This window comes from Pontibacillus sp. ALD_SL1 (assembly GCF_017355605.1).
Map to the genome: position 1 here is coordinate 775,544 of NZ_CP062974.1, position 22,477 is coordinate 798,020.

Annotated in this window: 21 protein-coding genes; 14 read left to right on the top strand and 7 right to left on the bottom strand. The window is 42.3% G+C overall.

What is annotated here, in order from left to right:
- The first annotated feature begins 75 nt into the window (after positions 1 to 75).
- The 5 genes from IMZ31_RS03970 to IMZ31_RS03990 all read left to right on the top strand — a co-directional run bounded on the left by IMZ31_RS03970 (position 76) and on the right by IMZ31_RS03990 (position 7,755).
- Entirely contained in the window at positions 76 to 2,238 is a 2,163-nt protein-coding gene (locus IMZ31_RS03970) for a transglycosylase domain-containing protein (RefSeq protein WP_207529313.1), read from the top strand.
- Positions 2,239 to 2,721: 483 nt separating this feature from the next.
- Positions 2,722 to 3,759 carry a uroporphyrinogen decarboxylase gene (hemE, locus tag IMZ31_RS03975; protein ID WP_207529314.1) on the top strand — a complete coding sequence of 346 codons (1,038 nt, stop codon included), beginning with the start codon at positions 2,722 to 2,724 and terminating at the stop codon, positions 3,757 to 3,759.
- 34 nt (positions 3,760 to 3,793) lie between these two features.
- Entirely contained in the window at positions 3,794 to 4,726 is a 933-nt protein-coding gene (hemH, locus tag IMZ31_RS03980) for a ferrochelatase (protein WP_207529315.1), read from the top strand.
- 9 nt (positions 4,727 to 4,735) lie between these two features.
- A complete protein-coding gene (gene hemY, locus IMZ31_RS03985; protein ID WP_207529316.1) occupies positions 4,736 to 6,145 on the top strand; it encodes a protoporphyrinogen oxidase in 1,410 nt (469 codons plus the stop codon).
- Positions 6,146 to 6,738: 593 nt separating this feature from the next.
- The gene (locus IMZ31_RS03990; protein WP_207529317.1) at positions 6,739 to 7,755 is read left to right on the top strand and encodes a LacI family DNA-binding transcriptional regulator; all 1,017 of its coding nucleotides are present in this window, start codon (positions 6,739 to 6,741) and stop codon (positions 7,753 to 7,755) included.
- A gap of 219 nt (positions 7,756 to 7,974) precedes the next feature.
- On the opposite strand, the gene yhfH is transcribed toward IMZ31_RS03990, so the two are convergent.
- The gene (gene yhfH / locus IMZ31_RS03995; protein ID WP_084599712.1) at positions 7,975 to 8,103 is read right to left on the bottom strand and encodes a protein YhfH; all 129 of its coding nucleotides are present in this window, start codon (positions 8,101 to 8,103) and stop codon (positions 7,975 to 7,977) included.
- 121 nt (positions 8,104 to 8,224) lie between these two features.
- Between yhfH and IMZ31_RS04000 the strand changes: the two genes are divergently transcribed.
- Both IMZ31_RS04000 and IMZ31_RS04005 read left to right on the top strand, forming a co-directional pair.
- The gene (locus tag IMZ31_RS04000; RefSeq protein WP_207529318.1) at positions 8,225 to 8,956 is read left to right on the top strand and encodes an MBL fold metallo-hydrolase; all 732 of its coding nucleotides are present in this window, start codon (positions 8,225 to 8,227) and stop codon (positions 8,954 to 8,956) included.
- Between the two features lie 80 nt (positions 8,957 to 9,036).
- Entirely contained in the window at positions 9,037 to 10,041 is a 1,005-nt protein-coding gene (locus IMZ31_RS04005; protein ID WP_207530292.1) for a lipoate--protein ligase, read from the top strand.
- A gap of 38 nt (positions 10,042 to 10,079) precedes the next feature.
- On the opposite strand, the gene IMZ31_RS04010 is transcribed toward IMZ31_RS04005, so the two are convergent.
- The gene (locus IMZ31_RS04010; protein WP_207529319.1) at positions 10,080 to 10,394 is read right to left on the bottom strand and encodes a YrhK family protein; all 315 of its coding nucleotides are present in this window, start codon (positions 10,392 to 10,394) and stop codon (positions 10,080 to 10,082) included.
- Positions 10,395 to 10,575: 181 nt separating this feature from the next.
- Here IMZ31_RS04010 and IMZ31_RS04015 point away from each other — a divergent pair, with 181 nt between their 5' ends.
- Positions 10,576 to 12,111: a fatty acid--CoA ligase family protein gene (locus IMZ31_RS04015; RefSeq protein WP_207529320.1), complete on the top strand. Its 1,536-nt coding sequence runs from the start codon at positions 10,576 to 10,578 to the stop codon at positions 12,109 to 12,111.
- Positions 12,112 to 12,260: 149 nt separating this feature from the next.
- Positions 12,261 to 12,395, top strand: coding sequence for a hypothetical protein (locus IMZ31_RS24580; RefSeq protein WP_256438015.1), 135 nt, complete (start codon positions 12,261 to 12,263; stop codon positions 12,393 to 12,395).
- 98 nt (positions 12,396 to 12,493) lie between these two features.
- Here IMZ31_RS24580 and IMZ31_RS04020 read toward each other — a convergent pair whose 3' ends face one another.
- Positions 12,494 to 13,945, bottom strand: coding sequence for a SulP family inorganic anion transporter (locus IMZ31_RS04020; protein ID WP_207529321.1), 1,452 nt, complete (start codon positions 13,943 to 13,945; stop codon positions 12,494 to 12,496).
- 576 nt (positions 13,946 to 14,521) lie between these two features.
- Positions 14,522 to 15,109, bottom strand: coding sequence for an SCO family protein (locus IMZ31_RS04025; RefSeq protein WP_207529322.1), 588 nt, complete (start codon positions 15,107 to 15,109; stop codon positions 14,522 to 14,524).
- A gap of 160 nt (positions 15,110 to 15,269) precedes the next feature.
- Between IMZ31_RS04025 and IMZ31_RS04030 the strand changes: the two genes are divergently transcribed.
- A complete protein-coding gene (locus IMZ31_RS04030) occupies positions 15,270 to 16,469 on the top strand; it encodes a M48 family metallopeptidase (RefSeq protein ID WP_207529323.1) in 1,200 nt (399 codons plus the stop codon).
- Positions 16,470 to 17,520: 1,051 nt separating this feature from the next.
- Here IMZ31_RS04030 and IMZ31_RS04035 read toward each other — a convergent pair.
- Positions 17,521 to 17,976, bottom strand: coding sequence for a DUF3939 domain-containing protein (locus IMZ31_RS04035; protein WP_207529324.1), 456 nt, complete (start codon positions 17,974 to 17,976; stop codon positions 17,521 to 17,523).
- A 73-nt stretch (positions 17,977 to 18,049) separates the two neighbouring features.
- On the opposite strand from IMZ31_RS04035, the gene IMZ31_RS04040 reads away from it, so the two are divergent.
- A complete protein-coding gene (locus IMZ31_RS04040) occupies positions 18,050 to 18,193 on the top strand; it encodes a hypothetical protein (RefSeq protein WP_207529325.1) in 144 nt (47 codons plus the stop codon).
- A gap of 139 nt (positions 18,194 to 18,332) precedes the next feature.
- Positions 18,333 to 18,863, top strand: coding sequence for a competence protein ComK (locus tag IMZ31_RS04045; protein ID WP_242705634.1), 531 nt, complete (start codon positions 18,333 to 18,335; stop codon positions 18,861 to 18,863).
- A gap of 60 nt (positions 18,864 to 18,923) precedes the next feature.
- Here IMZ31_RS04045 and IMZ31_RS04050 read toward each other — a convergent pair whose 3' ends face one another.
- Entirely contained in the window at positions 18,924 to 19,328 is a 405-nt protein-coding gene (locus tag IMZ31_RS04050; protein ID WP_207529326.1) for a YhjD family protein, read from the bottom strand.
- Positions 19,329 to 19,569: 241 nt separating this feature from the next.
- Here IMZ31_RS04050 and IMZ31_RS04055 point away from each other — a divergent pair, with 241 nt between their 5' ends.
- Both IMZ31_RS04055 and lepB read left to right on the top strand, forming a co-directional pair.
- Positions 19,570 to 20,217 (top strand): TVP38/TMEM64 family protein, encoded by a 648-nt coding sequence (locus tag IMZ31_RS04055; protein WP_207529327.1) that lies wholly within the window; start codon positions 19,570 to 19,572, stop codon positions 20,215 to 20,217.
- Positions 20,218 to 20,269: 52 nt separating this feature from the next.
- Positions 20,270 to 20,815: a signal peptidase I gene (lepB, locus tag IMZ31_RS04060; RefSeq protein WP_207529328.1), complete on the top strand. Its 546-nt coding sequence runs from the start codon at positions 20,270 to 20,272 to the stop codon at positions 20,813 to 20,815.
- Positions 20,816 to 21,305: 490 nt separating this feature from the next.
- Here the strand turns inward: lepB and IMZ31_RS04065 are convergent, their stop codons facing one another.
- The gene (locus IMZ31_RS04065; protein ID WP_207529329.1) at positions 21,306 to 22,457 is read right to left on the bottom strand and encodes an MFS transporter; all 1,152 of its coding nucleotides are present in this window, start codon (positions 22,455 to 22,457) and stop codon (positions 21,306 to 21,308) included.
- Positions 22,458 to 22,477 lie beyond the last annotated feature (20 nt).

Below are 22,477 nucleotides of genomic sequence, written 5' to 3' on the forward strand. Positions count from 1 at the left end.
CTAAAACTTTGTGTTAGCGTATAATATTGGTAAAGCAAGAAGCACTCCAATGTACAATAGGACGAGGTGAACGTTATGAATTGGAGAGAAATAAAAATCCCGGACTGGGTAAAGAGATGGCGCTGGCTCATCATTGTTGTAGCAAGCATGGTGGTACTAGCTTTCGCTGGTTATTTTACTCTACTAATTGGCGGGAAGAGGATCGTAGATGAGCGTCTGCTAGTACTAGATGAAGCATCTGTGATCGAAACAAGAAGCGGTGATGAATTAACAAAATTATATAAAGAGAATCGAACAGTTGTCCCGATTGGTGATATACCTGATCATGTGGAGAATGCCTTCATAGCAATTGAAGATGGACGGTTTTATGAACACGCAGGTGTTGATGTTATCGCAACAGCCAGGGCGTTATACCGTGATTTAATCGCAATGAAAAAGGTGGAAGGCGGGAGTACGATTACCCAGCAACTCTCGAAAAATTTATTCTTAACCCATGACAAGACGTGGACACGAAAAATCAAAGAAGTGATGGCATCCTTGTACTTAGAACGAAACGTGCCGAAGAAGAAAATTCTCGAATACTACTTAAACACGATCTATTTTGGTAACGGGTTATACGGTATTGAATCTGCTTCTCAATACTTCTTCAATAAACCTGTTTCAGAACTTTCTTTAACAGAAGGAGCGTTACTAGCAGCCTTGCCGAAAGGGCCGAATTACTATGACCCCATTGATCACCCAGAACGTGCGAAGGGGCGTCGCGATATCGTTATTAGCCGCATGCATGCCGAAGGTTTTGTGACATCAGAGGAAGCTGTGCAGTTGCAACGCAAGAATCTCGGTATCAATCATGGCAGTCCTGAAGAGAAACCGTGGCTGAATAGCTATCTTGATTATGTCGTAACAGAAGCTAAAGAAGAATATGGACTCAGCGAAGATGAATTGTATCAGGGAGGCTATCGCATTGTTGTGAGCGTAGATGAAGACATTCAACGTATATCACACGAAGTGATGCAAATTGATCAGTACTTTCCCGGCTCTGCTGAAGGAGTCCAAGGAACGTTTCTGTTAATGGATCAGGAAACAGGGGAGATTCTGGCCGCGCAAGGGGGGCGTAATAATGAGCGAGGAGACTTAAACCGTTTGTTAGAAAAACGTCAGCCAGGTTCTGTCATGAAGCCACTGGCTGTATATGGTCCTGCTCTTGATCTGGAACAATATACACCATACTCCCTGTTGGTGGATCAAAAGCTGTCATATGGAGATTACACTCCTACTAATTACGATGACAAGTATGACGACTATATATCCATTTATAAGTCACTGATGTTATCGAAAAATGCGTCAGCCGTTTGGCTACTAAATGAGATTGGAATTGATTACTCAAAGAATTATATAGAGAAGCTAGGGATGGATCTTGAAGACAATGGATTATCCATTGCACTAGGTGGTCTTAAAAAAGGCGTGACACCAGTAGATCTGGTTCGGTCTTACAGAACGTTTATTCACGACGGGGAAATGATAGATCCTCATTCCATTGTAGAAATTTACGACAAAGACGGGGAATTGGTCCACAAGTATGAGCCAAAGCCTGAGCAAATCTTCAATCCTCAAACAGCCTGGTCCATTACAAGGATGCTAGAATCCGTTGTAACAGAAGGGACAGGGAGAAGCGGTACGTATGAGAAAGCTTTAGCTGGCAAAACCGGTTCTACCCAGCACCCTTATGCGGATAAGAAAACAAAAGATGCCTGGTTTGTTGGCTTCACCCCTGAATATGTTGGGTCTGTATGGATTGGCTATGACCAATCTGATGAGAAGCACTATTTAAATGGAGGAAGTGCCTATCCTACAAAGGTAATGAAAGAAGTATTTAGTCGAGTCGATCAGATAAAGCAACTAGAAGACTCATTCACACAGCCTGATGGAGTAGAAGACGTACCACCACCGATTGATCTACCTATCATAGATGACTTTGATGGAAACCTTTCGTTTGGCTCCTTAACTCTTCTCCAAGCAGAACTAACATGGACACCAGCAAGAGATGACCGTGTCGTCTATCGCATTTATAGAGAAGAAGAAGGACAAGACGAACGAATCGGTGAAGTAGAAGGAAGAGGTCGTTATACGATTAAACGACTGACGTTATTCCATGACGAAACCTATTATGTCGTTCCATACGATCCACTAACGAATACAGAAGGATCACCTTCTAATCAAGTAAGAGTTGAATGGTAACATCAAAAGCGCAAGTCACCCGTTTAGTAACGTACAGACTGGACTGAGCCGGCTTGAGATCAAGGAAACACGAAGAGCGGTAGCGAATCGATGTTGACTGATCGATCAGAGGTGAGGGAAGTCTGCTAGTTGCTGGGTGACAGGAGCTAGCCGAATCAAAAGCGCAAGTCACCCGCTTAGCAACGTACAGACTGGACTGAGCCGGCGTGAGATCAAGGAAACACGAAGAGCGGTAGCGAATCGAGAAGCCACATCAGGGCATTATTGCCTCTTGATGTGGCTTCCTTTATGAAAACGTTCGACAATATTTTTCATTTCGCATCAATATTGTGTAAAATAGGGATAGGAAATAATTAAGTAATCGACAAAATCATGACAATCTGCTTCATAATCTATACATAAAAACCGTCACTGGGTATATTGGTAGATAGACAATTGATCACTGTCGACGTGCAAATGATCAATGTGAAAGGTGAGAACGGTATGACAAATTCATTTAATGACACGATTTTAAAAGCCTTCAGAGGAGAACAAACAGATCATGTACCTGTGTGGTATATGAGACAGGCGGGACGTTCCCAACCTGAATACAACAAATTGAAAGAGAAATACTCTTTATTTGAGATTACTCATCAACCAGAGTTATGCGCTTACGTAACCCGTTTACCAGTGGAAAACTATAACGTTGATGCGGCAATTCTTTATAAAGACATTATGTCACCGTTACCGGCAATTGGGGTGGATGTTGAAATTAAAAAAGGAATTGGGCCAGTGATCCACAACCCAATTCGTTCCCTGGCTGATGTAGAGAAACTTGGCGAAATTGATCCACAATCCGACGTTCCTTACGTCTTAGATACCATCAAACTACTAACAGAAGAGCAGCTAAATGTTCCGTTAATCGGCTTTAGCGGAGCACCATTTACGCTGGCAAGCTATATGATTGAAGGTGGACCATCTAAGAATTATCATAAGACTAAAGCGTTGATGTACACAGATCCGAGAGCATGGTTTTTATTAATGGACAAACTTGCTGACCTTGTCATTCGCTATGCCCGAGCTCAGATCCATTCAGGTGCTAAAGCCATCCAAATCTTTGATTCTTGGGTAGGAGCGTTAAGTGTACGAGACTATCGTCAGTATATTAAGCCAGTAATGGAGCGTATCTTTTCAGAACTTCGCGAGGAGAATGTACCGCTCATCATGCACGGTGTCGGTGCAACTCACCTTGCAAAAGATTGGAATGACCTTCCACTAGACGTTGTCGGCCTTGACTGGCGTACCACTATAAATGAAGCGCGCGATATGGGAATAAACAAAACGGTACAAGGAAATCTTGATCCCACCCTATTGTTAGCCGATTGGGAGACGATAGAAGAGCGCACAAAGGCTATACTAGATCAGGGAATGAGTCAGCCAGGATTTGTGTTTAATCTTGGCCATGGCGTTTTCCCTGACGTGAAACCTGAAACACTACAGCGATTGACGCAGTTTATTCACGAGTATTCTAAGAGGTCGTAAGAGACAACAAACTTTTTAAAAGAGGTGTTAACGAATGGCAAAGAAAACAATGGGACTTCTTGTGATGGCATATGGTACACCCTATAAAGAAGACGATTTAGAACGTTATTACACGCATATTCGTCGAGGAAGAACTCCTTCTCAAGATATGATCGACGAATTGCGCGAGCGTTATGAAGCCATTGGAGGGATCTCTCCACTTGCCCGAATCACGCAAGAACAAGCGGACGCCTTAACAGCTAAGCTAAACGAAATACAAGATGACGTTGAATTTAAGCTATATTTAGGCCTGAAACACATTGATCCATTTATTGAAGACGCCGTCGAGCAAATGGCAAACGATGGAATTGAAGAAGCTGTATCGATTGTACTGGCTCCTCACTATTCTACGTTTAGCGTGAAATCATATAACGGTCGTGCTCAGGAAGAAGCCGAAAAGCATGGTGTAACAAACATCACTTCTGTTGAGAGCTGGTACGACGAGGAAGGATTTATCCAGTACTGGACAGAATCCCTCCGTAAAGTATACGAAGAAATGACGGCAGAAGAGCGCGAGAAAGCGGTTCTGATTGTTTCTGCGCACAGTCTTCCTGAGAAGATTATTCAAAACGGCGACCCATACCCAGATCAACTTAAGAAAACAGCTGATCTAATCGCAGGCCAGCTGCAAATTCAAGACTATGAAATTGGTTGGCAAAGTGAAGGGAATACACCTGATCCGTGGATTGGTCCAGACGTACAAGACTTAACAAGAGACCTCTATCACGAAAAAGGTTATCGCACATTTGTCTATGCACCGGTTGGATTTGTATCTGATCACTTAGAGGTACTATATGACAACGATTATGAGTGTAAAGTGGTATGCGATGAGCTAGGAGCTTCTTATTACCGTCCAGAAATGCCGAATACTCATCCATTATTTATTAGCACATTAGCGGAAGTCGTTTTAAAACAAGCTAAAAAGTAGGGGATAGCGATGTCTGAACAGAAAAAAGTTGTTGTAATAGGCGGAGGGATTACAGGATTATCGACAGCCTATTATTTACAGAAAGAAGCAAAAGAGCATAACTTGCCGTTAAACGTGCAGGTACTTGAAGGAAGTAACCGTCTAGGTGGAATGATTAAAACAGAGAAAAAGCAAGGGTTCACGATTGAACGCGGTCCTGATTCACTATTGGCACGTAAGCCAAGTGTCTTCAGGTTAATTGATGAAGTTGGACTAACAAGTGACCTTGTGACGGTTTCAACAGGGAAATCATACGTGTTAGCAAACGAAAAACTTCACGAGATTCCGAGTGGATCTTTTATGGGGATTCCTGTTCAAGTTCGTCCATTTGTCTTCTCAAGTCTTTTCTCCCCACAAGGCAAATTGCGAGCAGCGGGTGACTTCATTAAGCCAAAGAGTAGGCCTCAAACAGATCAATCATTAGGACACTTCTTCCGGAATCGTCTTGGGGATGAAGTGGTTGAAAATCTAATAGAACCGTTGTTATCCGGGATCTATTCAGGGGATATTGACAACTTAAGCTTAATGGCTACGTTCCCGAACTTCTATCAATTAGAACAAAAGTACGGCGGAATCGTAAGAGGTCTTCAAAAAACCGTACCGAAACCTTCCAACAAAGTAGCAGGCAAAAAACCGAGTCCATTCCGAACCCTTCAAAATGGGCTAGGTTCACTTGTGGAAGCTGTATCCGATTCACTAGAAGAAGGTTCTGTTCAATTAGAGACAAGCGTCACTCAAATTGAGAAAAAAGCAGAAGGGTATGAGTTAAAGCTCCATAACGGAGAAATCATGCACGCGGATAGTATAGTCATTACTACCCCGCACTATCCTGCTCAGTCGATGTTAAGCCAGTATTCCTTTATGGATTCCTTTAAGGATATGCCTGCTACATCTGTCGCGAACGTCGCAATGGCCTTTGATCAATCCGCTATTCAACAAGACATTAATGGTTCAGGCTTCCTCGTTTCAAGAAATAGCGATTATCGAATTACAGCTTGTACGTGGACCCATAAGAAATGGCCACATACAACACCAGATGGTAAAGCGCTCCTACGAGCTTATGTAGGAAAACCTAGCGATCAGGGAGCAGTCGATCTATCAGATGAAGAGATCGCTGACATCGTTTTACAAGACTTAAATAAAACGATGAATATTACTCAAAAGCCAGAGTTCACCGTAGTAACACGCTGGAGAGATTCCCGAGCCCAATATACAGTAGGTCATAAAGATCGCCTGAAACAAATCCAAGCTGACATGGCCGATGAACTACCTGGCGTTTACCTAGCAGGAGCCTCATACGAAGGCCTCGGCATACCAGACTGTATCGACCAAGGTGAAAAAGCTGTAGAAAACGTATTGGACTATTTAAAAGCTAAATAACTCTCAACAGGGCAGCTCATTATAATGAGCTGCCCTGTTTTTTATATTAATAATGGGGGAGGGGATGGGTCCGTTACCAGATTGGGGCTAGGGCTTGCTGTGGGACAACTCGCTTTCCTGCGGGGAGCTGGATAAGCTCCTCACCCCGCGGGAGTCTCGTCGTCCCACAGCAAGCCCTGATGTTAAATGGCTGAACGGACCGCTTTAGTATTGTAAGTGCTTTTAAGTGCCTTGCTTGCCATATCGCGCGTTTCCGTCTCCTCCCCAATTCGGTAAAGGTTGGCCTGGAAATTGCGAGACTCCTGCGGGAGAGAGAGCTAGACGAGATCCCGCAGAGAGCGTAGCGAACGAGGAAGCTCGACAGCTCGCCCGCGGAAAGCGAGTGATTTCCAGGCCAACCTTACGCTACATAAAAGATGACGGAAACTTCTCTATATCTATAGTAGAGGGGAAGGCATTTAATAAGATTCAAACGGTTGCACTTTATTCTGATGTTGCAAGAAATTCCAAAGACTAGTAGAATTACATATATGAAAACGATTTCATTTAAGTGAAATCGATAGCTCGGATATTATCATCAGGGGGCGTTTACAGTGGCAACAATAGAGGATGTTGCAAAATTTGCAGGGTTGTCTAGAACAACCGTTTCTCGAGTGATTAATGATCAGCCGTATGTATCAGAAGATAAGCGTGTAAGAGTAGAGGATGCCATGAAGGCTTTAGGATATGTGCCGAATTCCTCTGCAAGGCGTCTTCGCAGTCAAAAGACTGAAACAATTGCCGTGTTACTCCCACGAATTACGAATCCTTTCTTTAATCATTTAATAGAATCTATGGAAATGAAAGCCTCAGAATGGGGATACCAAGTCATCATTTGTCAAACTCATAACTTACCAGATAAAGAAAGAGATTACTTAGAACTTCTTCGGACAAAACAGGTGGATGGAATAATTATGACCTCTCTCGAAAACGAATGGGAGGTTGTTGAGGAGTACTTACAATCTGGTCCGATTGTATTGTGTAATGAAAATGTAAGTACGGCCCCTGTTCCTGTTGTTCATATTGATCAAGAGGAAGCAGCGTATGAGGCAACGACTCATCTAATTGAAAATGGTGCAACAGAAATAGCCTTCTTACAAGGAGGGCACGATAGCTATGTTTTTCGTGATCGTGAAAAAGGATTTTTGAAAGCGCTTAATGAGCATGGTATATTGCCGATTGATACTGAGTTGTTTAGCTCCGCTGTCGATGTAAAAAGTGGACGAGAGTTGTTTCATCAAATAAAAGCTCATTACCCATCGATTAACGGGGTATTTGCAGGCTCGGACGAAATGGCAGCAGGCTTTATATATGAAGCCGTTAAGGCAGGGGTTAAGGTACCAGAAGAGGTTCTTGTCATCGGGTTTGATAATCAAGCCATTTCTATGTTGATGAATCCGTCGATTACGAGTATTGAACAGCCCTTTCAGGAAATGGCTGGGCGCTGTGTAGAACTTTTAGTACAGCAGGTGGAACAAGGGTATAATTTAAAGCACGAAGAGCATGTCTTTCCCCACCGTCTTCAATCGAGAGTTTCGACAAGCCGTCATTCTAGCTTAGTACCTCTTTAAGGAGGGTGTACCTTTCTGTTTTAATACATGAGATAATGAAAAAGCATTCCAAAAATTGGAGTGCTTTTTTTGTGGGGAAACACCCCCTCTTCTGTACTAGTACTGTTTTACATTTTGGCAAGAAAAAAGAACAGCGGTTGCTGTTCACTAGAGTAGAGTTTGTTATTGTTTGTTTAGGTTGTGAATCGTGAGGTACATTAAGTGTAGAGGTTCTTGGAGTTAGCGAGCTGGATCGTCGCATTCTTCACAAACATCGCCATAGCAGTCAGCTTGCTCTTGGATTGCGTTACCACATGCTGTGCATTTCTTTTCAGGAAGTGTCTTGAAAAACTCGATTGGGCTCATCATCGGAAAATCCCTCCAGTTAGTTTGTGTACCTTTATTGTATTATAACAGATGGAATAATACAACACTTTGTTTTATAACAACTTGTACTTTTTTTAAATACCCTATAGGAGGATCTATAAACATGAAAGTAACCGTAAATGGATTTTGGGGTGGATACCCTGCTGTAAACAGTGCAACTTCAAGTTATCTCGTTACATCTGGAGATTTCACGCTGCTTGTTGATTGTGGAAGTGGGGCGTTAGCACGCTTGCAGTCTAAAGTAAATGTTATGGATATCGATGCTGTGATCCTGTCTCATTATCATTTTGACCACGTAGCTGATATCGGTGTGATGCAGTATGCGTGGAAGGTACAGAACATTTTGAGAGAAACAGAAGAAGTTCTGCCGATCTATGGACATAAAGAAGATCAAGCTGGCTTTGAGGCGCTTACACATGACCGTACTGAAGGGATTGGGTATGATCCAGAGCAAACACTTGAGGTTGGGCCTTTTACCATTCAATTTATGAAGACCGCTCACCCTGTGCCGTGTTATGCGATGCGTATATCTGATGGAACGTCTTCGTTTGTTTATACAGCAGACTCAAGCTATTTAGATGAATTTATTTCATTTAGTAAAGGGACAGACTTGCTTATTACCGACTCTAACTTTTATAAAGGTATGGATGGGACGAACCCAGGTCATATGACAAGTGAAGAAGTTGGGAAGATTGCTCATGAAGCGGGTGTGGGTAAGCTATGGCTCAGTCATCTTCCGCACTTTGGTAATGTCCAGGACTTAAAAGATGAGGCTGCTGAACAGTACGGGGGAGAGATTGAGTTAGCTCAAGAAGGATTGAACTTTGAGTCCTAGGCTTAGCCAATAGAATTGAATAGAGAAGACGAATCTATTACAATAAAGTCGATAGAGACGAATAGGAGGAACAGACTATGATGCTTTTTGTAGACCATGAGGGAATTAACGATCCGCGCATTAACTTAGCGATCGAAGAATATGTACTTAAGAATTTAGAGATTGATGATGAAACAAGCTACCTGCTGTTCTATATCAATGAGCCTTCTATTATCATTGGTAAGAACCAGAATACCATTGAAGAGATTAACACTGATTATGTAGAGAACAATGGTATTCATGTCGTTCGACGCCTTTCTGGTGGCGGGGCTGTGTACCATGATCTTGGGAACTTGAACTTTAGCTTCTTAACGAAAGATGATGGGAACAGCTTTAATGACTTTGCTAAGTTCACAAAGCCTGTAACAGATGCTTTACAGAAACTTGGTGTTAAGGCAGAGCTATCAGGGCGTAATGATATCCAGCTAGAAGATGGCCGTAAAATTTCAGGGAATGCTCAGTTCTCTACCAAAGGCCGAATGTTTAGCCACGGGACATTAATGTTTGATTCAGAGATTGAAAACGTTGTTTCGGCTTTACGTGTGAAATCAGAAAAAATCCGTTCTAAGGGAATAAAATCAATCCGAAGCCGTGTAGCCAATATTTCAGAATACGTAACAGAAGATCTATCAATGGAAGACTTTAAAGCGATGATTCTTCGTTATATTTTCGATGTGGAAAATGTAGAAGATGTACCTCAATATAAACTTACAGAAGAAGACTGGAAGAACATTTACGCTCTTTCAGAAGAGCGTTACCAGCAGTGGGATTGGAACTATGGGAAATCCCCAGCATCAAATATCCAACATTCCCATCGTTTCGACGGAGGTACAGTTGATGTACGTCTTGATGTGAAAAAAGGTATGATCGAAAACGCGAAAATATATGGTGACTTCTTCGGTGTAGGCGATGTAAGTGAAATTGAAAATCGCTTAATTGGCACACGCTATGAGCGTAGCGCCATTGACGAAGCGATTCAGGACCTAGACATTTCACATTATCTTGGACGCATTTCAAAAGAAGATTTCTTATCATTAATCTACTAAAACGAATAAAACCGCTTGGGATCGGTGCTCAAGCGGTTTTATTCTTGCTTTTGTTCATATTCTTCCCTGTAGTATTTTTTTAAATGAATCCGGTGTGCCAGGCGAATAGAGGGCCTGATTAATAGTTGAAAGCTTCCTAAGACGAATAATGTAACCCCCCAAGTCTTAACAGCCCCTTCAAAATAAAAGCAAATACTCCCGATAAGGAACCAAAGACCCAGTAGAAAGTCGTTTAATGTATAAAGGATTTGATAAGGCTTCTTGAAAAATAAATCATGCTTGCCAACTTTTAGGTCAACGTAGTCTTCTTTGTTTTGGGTTTGAGCGTTAGCTTGCTGCTGTTCCTGACTCATAGCAATACTACCTCCTTGTTTTCTCCATTTAAGCTATACCACTTTATACGGGGCATTTAATCTTATAGATTATAAAAGTATAGGCTTGCTCAAAAATTGTCAGTATTTTATAATAAGTGTGACTGTTTTTTTACTTAAAAATGAATGACTATTCATTCATGATGAAGGGGAGTGGGCTTTTTTGAACATAAGTGATCAACTGTCGATAACAGCAAAAGGGAATCCATCAAAGACGGCTTACATTTTTCAAGGTGAGAAAACGAGCTACATGGAGTTAGAAGGTGCAGTTACGAAGTTTGCGTCCAGTTTGAAAGAGTTAGGGTATGAAAAAGGGGATCATATTGCACTTGTATCGGGAAATAGCCCTTATTATGTTATAGGCTTATATGGGGCTTTGCGTTTGGGACTTACAGTCATCCCGATTAATCCGATTTATACAGTGGAAGAGATGCGGTACATTTTAAAGAATGGCGATGTAAAAGGTGTTATTACAATGGATTTGTTTATGGACAAGTTCTTGGCTTTGGCTTCAGACTTTCCAGAGATTCACCACTATATCGTGGGAGACACAGGGGCAGATGTCTCAAATGCTCAGGAATTGTTAAACGATAAAATGAAATCGTTTACAGGTTTGATAAGGACAGCTGAACTTTCACTGGAGAGACCGACGATTGATGATGAAGACGTTGCGATCATCTTGTATACGTCTGGCACGACAGGGAAGCCAAAGGGAGCAATGCTTACCCATAAGAATGTTTTCTCTAATGCCAAGGATGTAGCTGATTACTTGAAGTATAGTCCTGAAGATAAAGTCATTGCGACTCTTCCTATGTTTCATGTATTTTGCTTCACCGTAGCTTTAAACGCTCCTCTTATGAACGGGGGAACTGTTTTAATCCTTCCAAAGTTCTCTCCAGAGGACGTGTTTAAGGTGGCGAACGATGAAGAGGCTACTGTGTTTGCAGGAGTGCCTACGATGTACAACTATTTGCTTCAGGGAGGAGAGGCGCATAGAACAGACTTCGAAAGTATACGCTTGTGTATTTCGGGAGGGGCTTCTATGCCTGTTGCACTGTTGAAGCAATTTGAGCAGGCCTTTCAGGTCATTGTTTCAGAAGGGTATGGGTTATCAGAGGCTTCTCCGGTTACCTGTTTCAACCCTCTCGATCGTCCCAGAAAAGCTGGTTCCATTGGGCAAAATATATGGAACGTAGAAAATAAGGTAGTAGATGAATTGGGAGATGAGGTTCCTGTCGGAGAAGTAGGCGAACTTGTCGTTCGTGGACCTAACGTCATGAAGGGCTACTACAAGCTCCCAGAAGAAACAGCTGTAACGTTACGTGATGGCTGGCTTTACACTGGTGATATGGCTAAGGTTGATGAGGAAGGCTACTTCTACATTGTTGACCGAAAGAAAGATATGATCCTCGTAGGAGGCTACAACGTCTACCCGCGTGAAGTAGAAGAAGTTCTCTATCAGCACCCGTACGTAACAGAAGTCGCCGTAGTAGGCGCCCCAGACCCAAATCTCGGAGAAGCGGTACAAGCCTTTGTAGTTGTGAATGAGGCTATTACTGAGGAGCAGCTACTGGCTTACTGTAAAGAGCACTTAGCCAAGTATAAACTGCCAACCGTGATTGAATTCTTAGAAGAACTACCAAAGAACACAACTGGTAAAATCTTAAGAAAGAACCTGCGTGACCGGGTTACGCAATAATGCCGCCTCGAAGTAATCGAATAAGTCCTAAACGAGTATGAAATCCATTTTGGGTTTTATGCTCGTTTTTTATTGAAAAGAACCCGTTCTAATGTGAATAGGGCCGTCAAATAGTGGGTCCGTTCGACATAAAACGTAACTAGAAGGAAATGAGAGAGAGGAATCATACGATTATACAGTTGGAAGAAAAGAAAAAGCTAACCGTGGCAGACCTGCTAGAAGACTTCCAAAAGGCTCGTGGTAAATCCTTGGCAGATGATAAAACGTTGTTGCAAGAATTATGAAAGAAAGGAGATGTGCCCATTTCGAATGAAACGGGCAGATCTTTATTATGGGAACGTAAGAAAGCATTTTTAAGCACTCGTTTCGCTTAATCAAGCTCTTAATGGTTATCTAATTTTCGTGCTAATTTTTGATTTATGTCTGAACTTAGTTTATTAAGCCCGATAATATATGCGTTTATCCCTTGCTCTTCAAAGCGGCGCACAATTTTATCAAGTACAGCGACAGCGGAATCATCCCATATCCGAGCTTCACTAAAATCAAGCACCACTTCTTTAGCTCCGTCCATCGTGTAGTCAAATTCATGAAACAGATCCGTAACCGATGCAAAGAACAGTTCTCCTTTGAAGTAGATCATCATTCGGCTTCCATGAATCGAACGACGCACATGAACTTTTGATATTTTATGGACGAAGAACATGGAACTAAGCAGAATTCCGGTTAATACCCCGATCGCTAGATTATGGGTAAGGATGACGGTTACGACTGTGACGACCATCACGATGTTATCTGTTAGCGGAACAATCGGAATGGTCTTAATGGAATTCCAGTCAAACGTCCCAACCGACACCATAATCATGACGCCAACTAGTGCGGCCATCGGAATTTGGGAAACGATATCTCCGAGGAATACAATTAATAAGATATGTACAACACCAGCTGTAAGGGAAGATAGTCTTCCTCGTCCGCCTGATTTGACGTTAATGACGGATTGACCAATCATCGCACATCCTGCCATGCCGCCGAAACATCCTGTTATAATATTGGCGATTCCTTGACCTTTTGATTCTTGGTTCTTGTTGCTATAGGTACCGGTTGATTCATCGACAATGCTAGCGGTTAAAAGCGATTCAACGAGGCCGACAATAGATAATCCAAGCGCATAAGGAAAAATAATACGTAGCGTTTCAAATGTAAGTGGAACAGCAGGGAGGAAGAAGGAAGGAAAGGCCTTCGTAATTTCACCCATATCTCCCACAGTACTGACCGTCGTATTTGTAAGGAATGCGATCGCAGTAATGACAACAATTGCAACGAGTGCAGAAGGAACGGCCGTACTTACACGAGGCAACAGATAAATAATAGCTAGCGTCCCAATGACCATCGCATACATCACCCACCCAGCCCCTGAGAAGTGTTCGAGTTGAGCCGTAAAAATCAGAATAGCCAGAACATTCACAAACCCGACCATAACAGAACGAGGAATAAACCTCATGAACCGAGCAAGCTTGGCTATACCAAACGCGATTTGTAAAATCCCTGTTAGTATGGTTGCTGCCAATAAATAAGAAAGACCGTAACCGGCAACAAGATCGACCATGAGTAAAGCCATAGCCCCAGTAGCACCAGAAATCATCCCAGGACGTCCACCAACGAAAGCGATCACCACTGCTATGATAAAAGAAGCGTACAACCCAACCATCGGATCGACCCCTGCAATAATAGAAAAAGCAATCGCCTCTGGCACAAGCGCAAGCGCCACAACAGTACCTGACAAGAGGTCTCCTTTCGTATTTATAAACCATGACCCCTTAAAGCTCTGTAGCTCCATCTGCCAAAACTCCCTTACCAATATGCTGCTCCTTATCATCCCCGAAACGTTGACAAACATGAGCAAGGATACATACTGAGAGAATGTTTCCGTTTGCTTAGATTGAGCGTAAGGTGGGTCTGGAAACCACTCGCTTTCCTGTGGGGAGCTGGTGAGCCTCCTCAACCGGCAAAGCCGGTCTCCGGGGTCTCACCTAGGCTCTTCTGCCCACGGGAGTCTCGCAGTTTCCAGACCCACCTTTTCCGTATTAGAAGAAACGAAAACATGCTGCAGGGGGGATCATGGACCTGTATTTCACCTTTCAAGGCTAAAGAAGCGGGTCCGTTACTACAATATAAGGCAGGGGTGTCTGGGGAACGGGGAGACTCCTACGGGAAGAAAAGGTAGGCGAGACCCCACAGAGAGCGCTAGCGAACGAGGAGGCTCGACAGCTTGCCCGTGGAAAGCGAGTCGTTCCCCAGACACCCCAACCACTCAATAAGCATAACGGTCCCATCCACATTAGATGTCTCAGCTCCTACCCTTCAGAATTGAAAAAAGGGTCATTTTCCAACAAGGAAAATGACCCTTTCGAGGTTAGTTCACTAGGTCCATTACGGTGTTGTACACTTGATCTTTGTTAAAGGCTTCGCCCATTGGGAATTTGCCAACGAGGTAATTGTCCTTGTCGAGGAGGTAAGCGTAAGATGTGTGGACAAGGTAGTCTGTGCCGTTATCTTTGAATAGGAAACGGAAAGGTTCTGCTAATTTTTTGGTGTCTTCTACTGATCCTCTTAAAAAGATCCAGGACGGGTCTTCTTCTGCGCCAAAGCTTTTCATATACTGTTGTAGGCGTTCATTTGTATCATCTTCCGGGTCGATGGTGATGGTGACAAATTCAACTTGATCTCCGTATACTCCGTCGTCTTTAAACTGTTCTTTTAAATGCATCATACGTTGGGTGGTGAGTGGACATACATCCGGGCACTTGGTGTACATAAATTCAACAATACGCACTTTTTCATCCATAGAAGCCATGTTGTATTCTTCACCTTGTGCGGTATTCATACGCACATCTGTAGGTAGTTGTACCCCTGCGTCACGCCAAAATTGTAAATATGAGATTCCAAGGCCGATTCCAATCACTAATAAAGAAATAAAGACAATATACCATTTCTTTTTCATATCCATTCCCCCTGTAACCGTTCTGCTTACTTTTATATTACAAGAGTAACTACGGTGGTAATAGGGGTTTAGGTGAACAACTGGTTACAATATTATGGCAACAATTTGAATTTTTTGGACTGATGTTTGTACAATAGAGTTTAGAATGGGAGAGGATGTTTTGAAGAAGTTACTTGGAGTTTATGTTTTCTTTTTAGTCGTGTTATGGATCTACTTTGGTTGGTTTTATGAACTGGATACGTACGCTGATTCTAGATATGCAGCTTACCGTCATGCCTATTCATTCACCCAATTAACGTTCCCGTGGATCGTTTTGATGTCTTTTATCATAATGGACTGGCACAAAGGAATCTTGGACCGTATAGAAAACCGGTTTAAGAAGAAATGGATCCAATCTTTTGTCTTTGGTGTTGTATTTATGACTGCTCTTCAACTCATTGCTTTCCCCCTTGATGGAATTGGTTATACCATGGCTAAAGCTGCTTCAATTAGTCATCAGCCCATAGGAGATTGGCTGGTGGAATGGTGTATCCAAAGCGCGCTTTTTATTGTGGTAATAGCGGTATTGATTGCGGTCTTTCGCAGTATTGTCTCGAAGTTCCCGCATAAATGGTGGCTTGTTTTGTGGCTGACTTCTCTCCCGATCGCTTTTTTCATCATTTATGTGCAGCCGATCTGGATTGATCCCTTATTTGAAGATTTTACATCGCTTGAAGCAGGAAGCTTAAAAGATTCTATAGTAGAACTAGCTGGTGAAGCAGGGATTGAGGAGGATCATATTTTTCAAGTGAATATGAGTGAGAAGACAAGGACTTTCAACGCCTATGTGACCGGAATAGGCGGGCAGAAGCGAATTGTATTATGGGATACAATGCTAAATGGGATGAGTCAAAATGAAGTCTTATTTATCCTGGCTCACGAAATTGCTCACTATGTGAAACACCATGTTTATATAGGGGTAGCTGGCTATTTGTTATTGAGTTTTGTACTTTTATGGAGCCTTGCTCGCATTTATTCGTTTGTCTATCGAAATGGGAAGGAGCGTCTCGGTTTACGTGAACGTTCTGATCTTCGCAGTGTGCCGATTTTGTTGTTGGTTGTCACGCTACTAATGTTTGCCACCCAACCAATAAACTTGTATGTTTCGAGGGTTATGGAACGTGCAGCGGACCGTTATGCTATTGAGCATACGGATGATTTGCAACCAGCCCTTGAAAGTTATCAGGCCTTAGCCAAGGAATCAAAAAGCGACCTCTCCCCATATAAATGGATTGTTTGGCTTCGATATACTCATCCACCGCTTGGAGAAAGGATTGAGCGTATTCAAAGTGAAATGGAACAACAGGAGCGGAACAATTGATTTTTATAATTCGTTATATTATTATAACTTGTAAATCATTTATAAAAATGAAAAAAATTTACATAGAAAAGGTTCTGTTCTTTTAACCGCCCGGGGTATAATTGTTGGAATATTATGTGAAAACCGCAAACGGTTGCGTGATACCGCAAATGTTTTTCGGTTACTTTTGACTAAGATTATATTAAAATAGACTCAAGACAAATTAAACGACACCGCACTTTTGTAGGACATTCGTTGTCTCTCAAATCTCGGGGCTCGTTTATGGCGTCTTGTTGCATGTTTGTTGTTGAGCTTACATGCAAAGTGAACGAGGTTTGTCGTCATGGACTAATCGTTCACAAGTAATTCCCTCACTCAAAAGTTAACCAGTCGTCTCTTTTTGGCCAATGCCTCGATCGCATTGGCCCTTTTTTTATGCTTTTTTTGATTTGTGGTGTGGCCATGTGGGGACCGTTATGTTCAGAAGTGCATGGGGTTGCTGGGGAATGGACCCGAGGAACAGCTTAGAAATTAAGGGATCAATACACATTAAAAAGAGCGAGTTTATCGTTTTGGAGACTTATAGACATGCTGTTTGTTCTAAAAAGGTGGGAAACTTTATGGAGTTTTCTGTTGATTGTTTTATATATACTTTGGGGTAATAGGGGCTATTAGTTTTATGGGTGGTCTTTTTGTGATGAAGAAGGTGCGAAGGGTTGTGGTTTGCGTTAAAGAGGGTTGGTAAAAAGAGTTTTATAAACGTAAAATAGCTCCAATTCGTAACGTCTTAGGTTAGTCGGGTACCTGTTTAAGAATAAACAACCCAGACCAGAGCTATAATACGAATGGAGCTAGATGTTATAAAGGTTATCCCTTAATGGATGAGTTTATACATAAAAAGTTCTTTATAGATATTTTTAAGATTGGTAATGAAAGGTAACTGGTACCGTTCATATCTTTTCAAACTATGCGTAGCGAACGAGGAGGCTTCCCGGCTCTCCGGAGGAAAGCGAGTTGTCCCACAGCCAGCCCAAGCACTTGTATCGTAACGGACCATCTCATGACAGAAATTCTATTTCTCCGGGCGCTTGTACGTAATCATGTGTTCGTCATCGGTAATATAAAAATCTCGTTCTGGTCTTTCGTGTATGAGGCCGGCTTTTTCGAGTTTGAAGTAATTCACTTTAAAGTACGGGTCGTTTTCAATAATCGGAAGTTCCTTGTTTTGCTTGATGTAATGATCGACCGCACGTTGGATATGATCAAGGTCGAGGGCGAGCTGATGATCTTTTTCTTCAAATAGTTCGTACGTTTCTTTAGACATGTAGTACGTGTTCTTAGGGATGCCTTTAAGGTAAGGGGCTAAGAGATTGTAATCGAGTGTGAGGTCTTCGTTGATGACGGTACGTAATTCGACTCCGTCAGGCAAATGATCTGTGAATTCATGGATCGCTTTTCGTACTTGTGAGAGCGGTAAATCCTTTATTTCAAGCTGTTCTTGTTTCTTCTTTTTCTTATTCCACCACATTTTGTGTCACTCCAATTTGGTTAATTGTTTTTGGATCGCGCAACCTAAGAGGGAGAGGAAGGAGGTGCGCGTTATGGAAGAAAGCCCTCTTACGGAGCTTGAGATTAACACGGCACTAAATCCGGATTTTGGTATGAATGATGATGGGTTCTTATTTCATGTTAAGGATGTGGATGAGTGGGATGTGCCCACAGATTCTCATCAAATAGGGGTGTAGTTTTTAGTATAACAGAAATTTTTACCATATAGGGCCATGCAGAAATTCAATTTCTGTCTGATTTTCATTTATCCCCTTCTATTTTGGATAATTTTAGTATAATGAAGGAGCACCTTAATTTAGAAGAGAGGATGAATGTATGGATATGTGGAAAGATAGGTTTGAAGTTTCTCCGTTTACGCAAGCGATTTTGGCTGATGAACGGGCAGATGGAAAGATTATCTCACTTGTTATGGAGGGAGAGGAATCTTTTTATGTCAATCAATCTCCAAAGCGCATGATTGATCATGCTTGTAAATACTTTGGGTCAAGCCTGAAAGGACGACAAGCTGGTACGAGAGATGTTACTGGTATTACACACAAAGCCCCGATTGCCATTGATCCAATGAGTGGCATGTATTTCTTCCCAACTATTTCCCCTCAAAATGTGTATTGCTCCTGGGTCGCTCACTCCCATGTTGATGTAATCGAAGCAGCAGGTCATCAGCAAACGCGCTTAGTCTTCAAAAACCAACGATCTGTAATATTGGACGTGTCAAAGGGGACGATTTGGAACCAAATTCAGCGCACAGCACAGTTCCGCTATAAATTGAATGAGCGGCTTCAGTATGTGACGAAGCCTAGTTTTGATCATGTTGCTGAATCAGTTATGTTTCATCCAAAATCATAAGAAAAATGAGAAGGAGACGCTTTTTGGCGTCTCCTTTATTTGAGGAGAAAATGGGGATAACTATGGCAAGTCTTCCATACCGCTTGAGGCTAATTTCCCTTGGGAAGGTTGAAGCACTTTGCGCATGAGTTCATACATAATGGTTTCTACATGTTTACGGATCGCAGGATTAAAGTAATTTCTTTTTTCTTCATGACCTCCTGATACAAAAAGATAGGAGGAGAAGGATTCATTTTTTGATAAAAGCATGACGTCCAGTTGACGTGATTTCATAATTCCTCTCAGATATCTTCGTTCTGATTTTGCCTTATGGGCCATCTTTCTCAATAATTCCATATACGGTTCTTTAATTTTGAAAGAACCTTGCTCAATCGTGTGGATGTCTTTTTCAATTACGAGTATAGCCATGGATAAGAAGAGAAACCTTGAGGCGAGTTCTCGATCTTCTTCACTTAAGTACCGCATGTTCGTTCCCTCCTGTAATGAGAACATATGTTCTATTATAACGTAATTTTATGAAGAAACAAATAGGTGTATGATGGAAATGGTCTCCATGTTGAAAAAAAACATACTTAAAGCCCGGGGAATGGGTTTCTTTTCACAACGATGTGGCTACCATTTATAATAGAAAGGTGAATAGGATAAAAAAGTCGTATGGAGACGGAAGAGTCGGTGTGAGTTTATATCTCTGTTAGGAGTCAGATGGATGAATATTCAAGACTTAGATTATGAAGCGCTAAAAGAAATGATTAAAAACGATACGTTTGATGATTTTATTATGCAGTTGCTGCAAGAATATGAAGCGTTAGGTCCATTACCAGGAATCTTGCTTCCTTTGTTAGAGGCAATTTTACCTTTTCTACCTTTGTTTATTTTTGTGGTAGGGAACTCGATCGCATACGGATTATTGAAGGGGTTTTTATTTTCCTGGCTTGGAGCAGTTCTTGGTGCGGTATTTGTCTTTTGGGTAATTCGAAAGCTTGGAGAGAAGAAATTCTTTCAGTTTATAAGACGGAATAAGCAAGTGCAGCGTGTAACCTCATGGCTTGAGCGTCACGGATTTGGTCCCTTATTCTTGTTAATGTGTTTCCCGTTTTCTCCATCCGCTATTATAAATGTCGTCGGGGCATTGTCGAAAGTGAGCTTTCAGCAGTTTGTGTTAGCTGTCGTTATGGGGAAAGCGGTAATGATCTTTACGATCTCTTATGTAGGTCACAGCATTACGGAATTTGCTCAGAAACCTATGAAAACTGTAGTAGTAGGAATCTGTATAGCAATCTTTTGGGTAATCGGAAAGGTGATTGAACGCAAATTGCAACAACGTTCTCATGAAAACGTAAGCGCAAACGATTAGGCGAAAACGAATATGGGTAGAATGATAGTAGTACACTTCTGGAGGAGAAATCATGAATATGAAAAGTGCCTGGAGATGGCTTCGGACCATTGTATTTGCTATTGTTCTCGCTCTTATGTTTCGTTCGTTTTTGTTTGCAAGCTATGTAGTTGAAGGGGAATCCATGCAACCCACGCTTTTCGATGGGAATCTATTAATGGTCAATAAAGTGGTTTATGATTTACAGGATGTCAATCATACGGACGTAATTGTCTTTCATGCCAATGAAAAAGAAGATTACGTGAAACGTGTAATTGGTTTACCTGGTGACACCATTCGGTATGAAGATGATACATTATATTTAAACGGAGAAAAGATAGACGAGCCCTACCTAGATCCTTATCGGGTCAATGATGGAAAGCCGTTAACTGAATCCTTCACCCTCGAGGAAATTGAGGAGGGAGCTAAAGAAGTACCAGAAGGCCATATTTTCGTAATGGGAGATAACCGAAGAGAAAGTTTAGACAGTCGCTATTTTGGCTTTGTCCCTATTGATACGATTGTAGGAAAAGTGGATGTTCGCTACTGGCCGATTAATAAGCTAGCTCTTAAATTTTAGAGGGTAGATGAGTCATAAACATCATATAGAACATAGAAGAGCACTCCCATTAGCCCCTGGCTAGAGTGCTCTTTTTTGTGGGCTATTGTGGGACATTCCAAGTTGAGAGAATGTTTCCTTTAGCTTTGATTGAGAGTAAGGTGGGCCTGGAAACCACTCGCTTTCCTGTGGGGAGCTGGTGAGCCTCCTCACCCGGCAGAGCCGGGCTCCGGGGTCTCACCTAGATTGAAAAGTGCAGGCGTGGTGCCTAGGACCGTACGGATAAGACAGCTTTTTGGAAAAGGCGACTAGCCTTTGTAAAAAAGATGACTTATCACGCTAGGTCCTCCACGCCGGAACTAGACTGGCTCTTCTGCCCACGGGAGTCTCGCAGTTTCCAGGCCCACCTTTGCCAAATTGAGAGAAGTGGAAACATACTATATATAGCTGACCTCTAACTTCTGTCGCTCTTAAGCTGCATGGCCGTTCCCCAGACACCCCTACCACTAAATTATATGACGGCCCTATCCAAACTAACTTTTATCCGAAAGCTTATATAAGCCAAGCCCATATACAATACTGCACAACTGATGAGCACGGCTTGGAAAGGGACAATGGCTGCTCCTAAGCTTCCGATGCTAGCGCCTGTTAATAGTGTGAATGAGTATATCGACACCGCACTAGCGCGTGCTTGTTGGCTGCATTGTCCAACGAGCAAGATGACCATTGGGATGGTTAAGGAAGTAGAGGCAATCATGAAGATGGAAGCGGCTAGAAGTGTCCATGTATTGAGAACCAGTAATGGAAGAGAAAAGCCGATTGTAACTGCAAGAAGGCTCATGCCTAATACAAATGGTGCTCCGTAGCGTTGCTGCAGTGGGCCTGCGAAGAAGGCAGGGCCAATTCCGATTAGTCCAATTACCCGGAAACCTTGCAGGGAAAAGGGTATATCAATTTCTCCTCGGGCAATTAACCATTCAAAGCTTCCGTAAAACAACATGACGGTGAAAAGAAGGAAAAAGGTAATTCCATATAGTTTTTGCAAGGGTCTGAACTGAAAAAATGATAAAATAGGAGATAATGAAAATAACGTTTGAAAGGTTTTGGGTTTTGAGGGAACTAGAAATTGTTTCAAAAACAATAAGCAGATGACATATAGGATGCAAAAGCCAAAAAAGACCGTATGATACGATCCATAACTAGCTAGTTCAACTGCGATCATTTGCCCAAAGATCCCAGCGAACAAAAAGCCCGTATTAATCATCGCGATGACGAAGGCTTGCTCTTTGCCTTCAAAGTGTTCGAAGGAATAGGCAAATGCAGTGGGTGCGAAACTTGCAGCAAGGACCCCTTGAGCAGCGCGCAGAATGATAAACAGCCAAAAGGTCGGCATAAGTCCAACGAGTAAAGTGACAATGGCAAGAGCCGTCATACCGCTTAGAAGGACTTTTTTGTGAGGCAATTTGTCAGCGAGCATCCCGAAGAAGAACAATCCGACCGCATAAGGGAAAATAAACATTGAACTGGCTAGAGACACTACGGAGTCGGACACACCGTACAACTGTGCGATTTCTGAATGGAGAGGAAGCATGGTGTAGAGGTTGCTTGCGATGAAGATACCGGTAAAGACTAAAGCGCCTGCCATTAGCTTTGGTTTTAGCAAGGGATCACTCCTCTATACAA

Bases quoted from the DNA above. Each gene is read 5' to 3' on its own strand.
- IMZ31_RS03970 (WP_207529313.1), top strand. From the start codon at position 76: ATGAATTGGAGAGAAATAAAAATCCCGGACTGGGTAAAGAGATGGCGC.
- hemE (WP_207529314.1), top strand. From the start codon at position 2,722: ATGACAAATTCATTTAATGACACGATTTTAAAAGCCTTCAGAGGAGAA.
- hemH (WP_207529315.1), top strand. From the start codon at position 3,794: ATGGCAAAGAAAACAATGGGACTTCTTGTGATGGCATATGGTACACCC.
- hemY (WP_207529316.1), top strand. From the start codon at position 4,736: ATGTCTGAACAGAAAAAAGTTGTTGTAATAGGCGGAGGGATTACAGGA.
- yhfH (WP_084599712.1), bottom strand. From the start codon at position 8,103: ATGATGAGCCCAATCGAGTTTTTCAAGACACTTCCTGAAAAGAAATGC.
- IMZ31_RS04000 (WP_207529318.1), top strand. From the start codon at position 8,225: ATGAAAGTAACCGTAAATGGATTTTGGGGTGGATACCCTGCTGTAAAC.
- IMZ31_RS04005 (WP_207530292.1), top strand. From the start codon at position 9,037: ATGCTTTTTGTAGACCATGAGGGAATTAACGATCCGCGCATTAACTTA.
- IMZ31_RS04010 (WP_207529319.1), bottom strand. From the start codon at position 10,394: ATGAGTCAGGAACAGCAGCAAGCTAACGCTCAAACCCAAAACAAAGAA.
- IMZ31_RS24580 (WP_256438015.1), top strand. From the start codon at position 12,261: ATGAGAGAGAGGAATCATACGATTATACAGTTGGAAGAAAAGAAAAAG.
- IMZ31_RS04020 (WP_207529321.1), bottom strand. From the start codon at position 13,945: ATGGAGCTACAGAGCTTTAAGGGGTCATGGTTTATAAATACGAAAGGA.
- IMZ31_RS04025 (WP_207529322.1), bottom strand. From the start codon at position 15,109: ATGAAAAAGAAATGGTATATTGTCTTTATTTCTTTATTAGTGATTGGA.
- IMZ31_RS04035 (WP_207529324.1), bottom strand. From the start codon at position 17,976: ATGTGGTGGAATAAGAAAAAGAAGAAACAAGAACAGCTTGAAATAAAG.
- IMZ31_RS04040 (WP_207529325.1), top strand. From the start codon at position 18,050: ATGGAAGAAAGCCCTCTTACGGAGCTTGAGATTAACACGGCACTAAAT.
- IMZ31_RS04045 (WP_242705634.1), top strand. From the start codon at position 18,333: ATGGATATGTGGAAAGATAGGTTTGAAGTTTCTCCGTTTACGCAAGCG.
- IMZ31_RS04050 (WP_207529326.1), bottom strand. From the start codon at position 19,328: ATGCGGTACTTAAGTGAAGAAGATCGAGAACTCGCCTCAAGGTTTCTC.
- IMZ31_RS04055 (WP_207529327.1), top strand. From the start codon at position 19,570: ATGAATATTCAAGACTTAGATTATGAAGCGCTAAAAGAAATGATTAAA.
- lepB (WP_207529328.1), top strand. From the start codon at position 20,270: ATGAATATGAAAAGTGCCTGGAGATGGCTTCGGACCATTGTATTTGCT.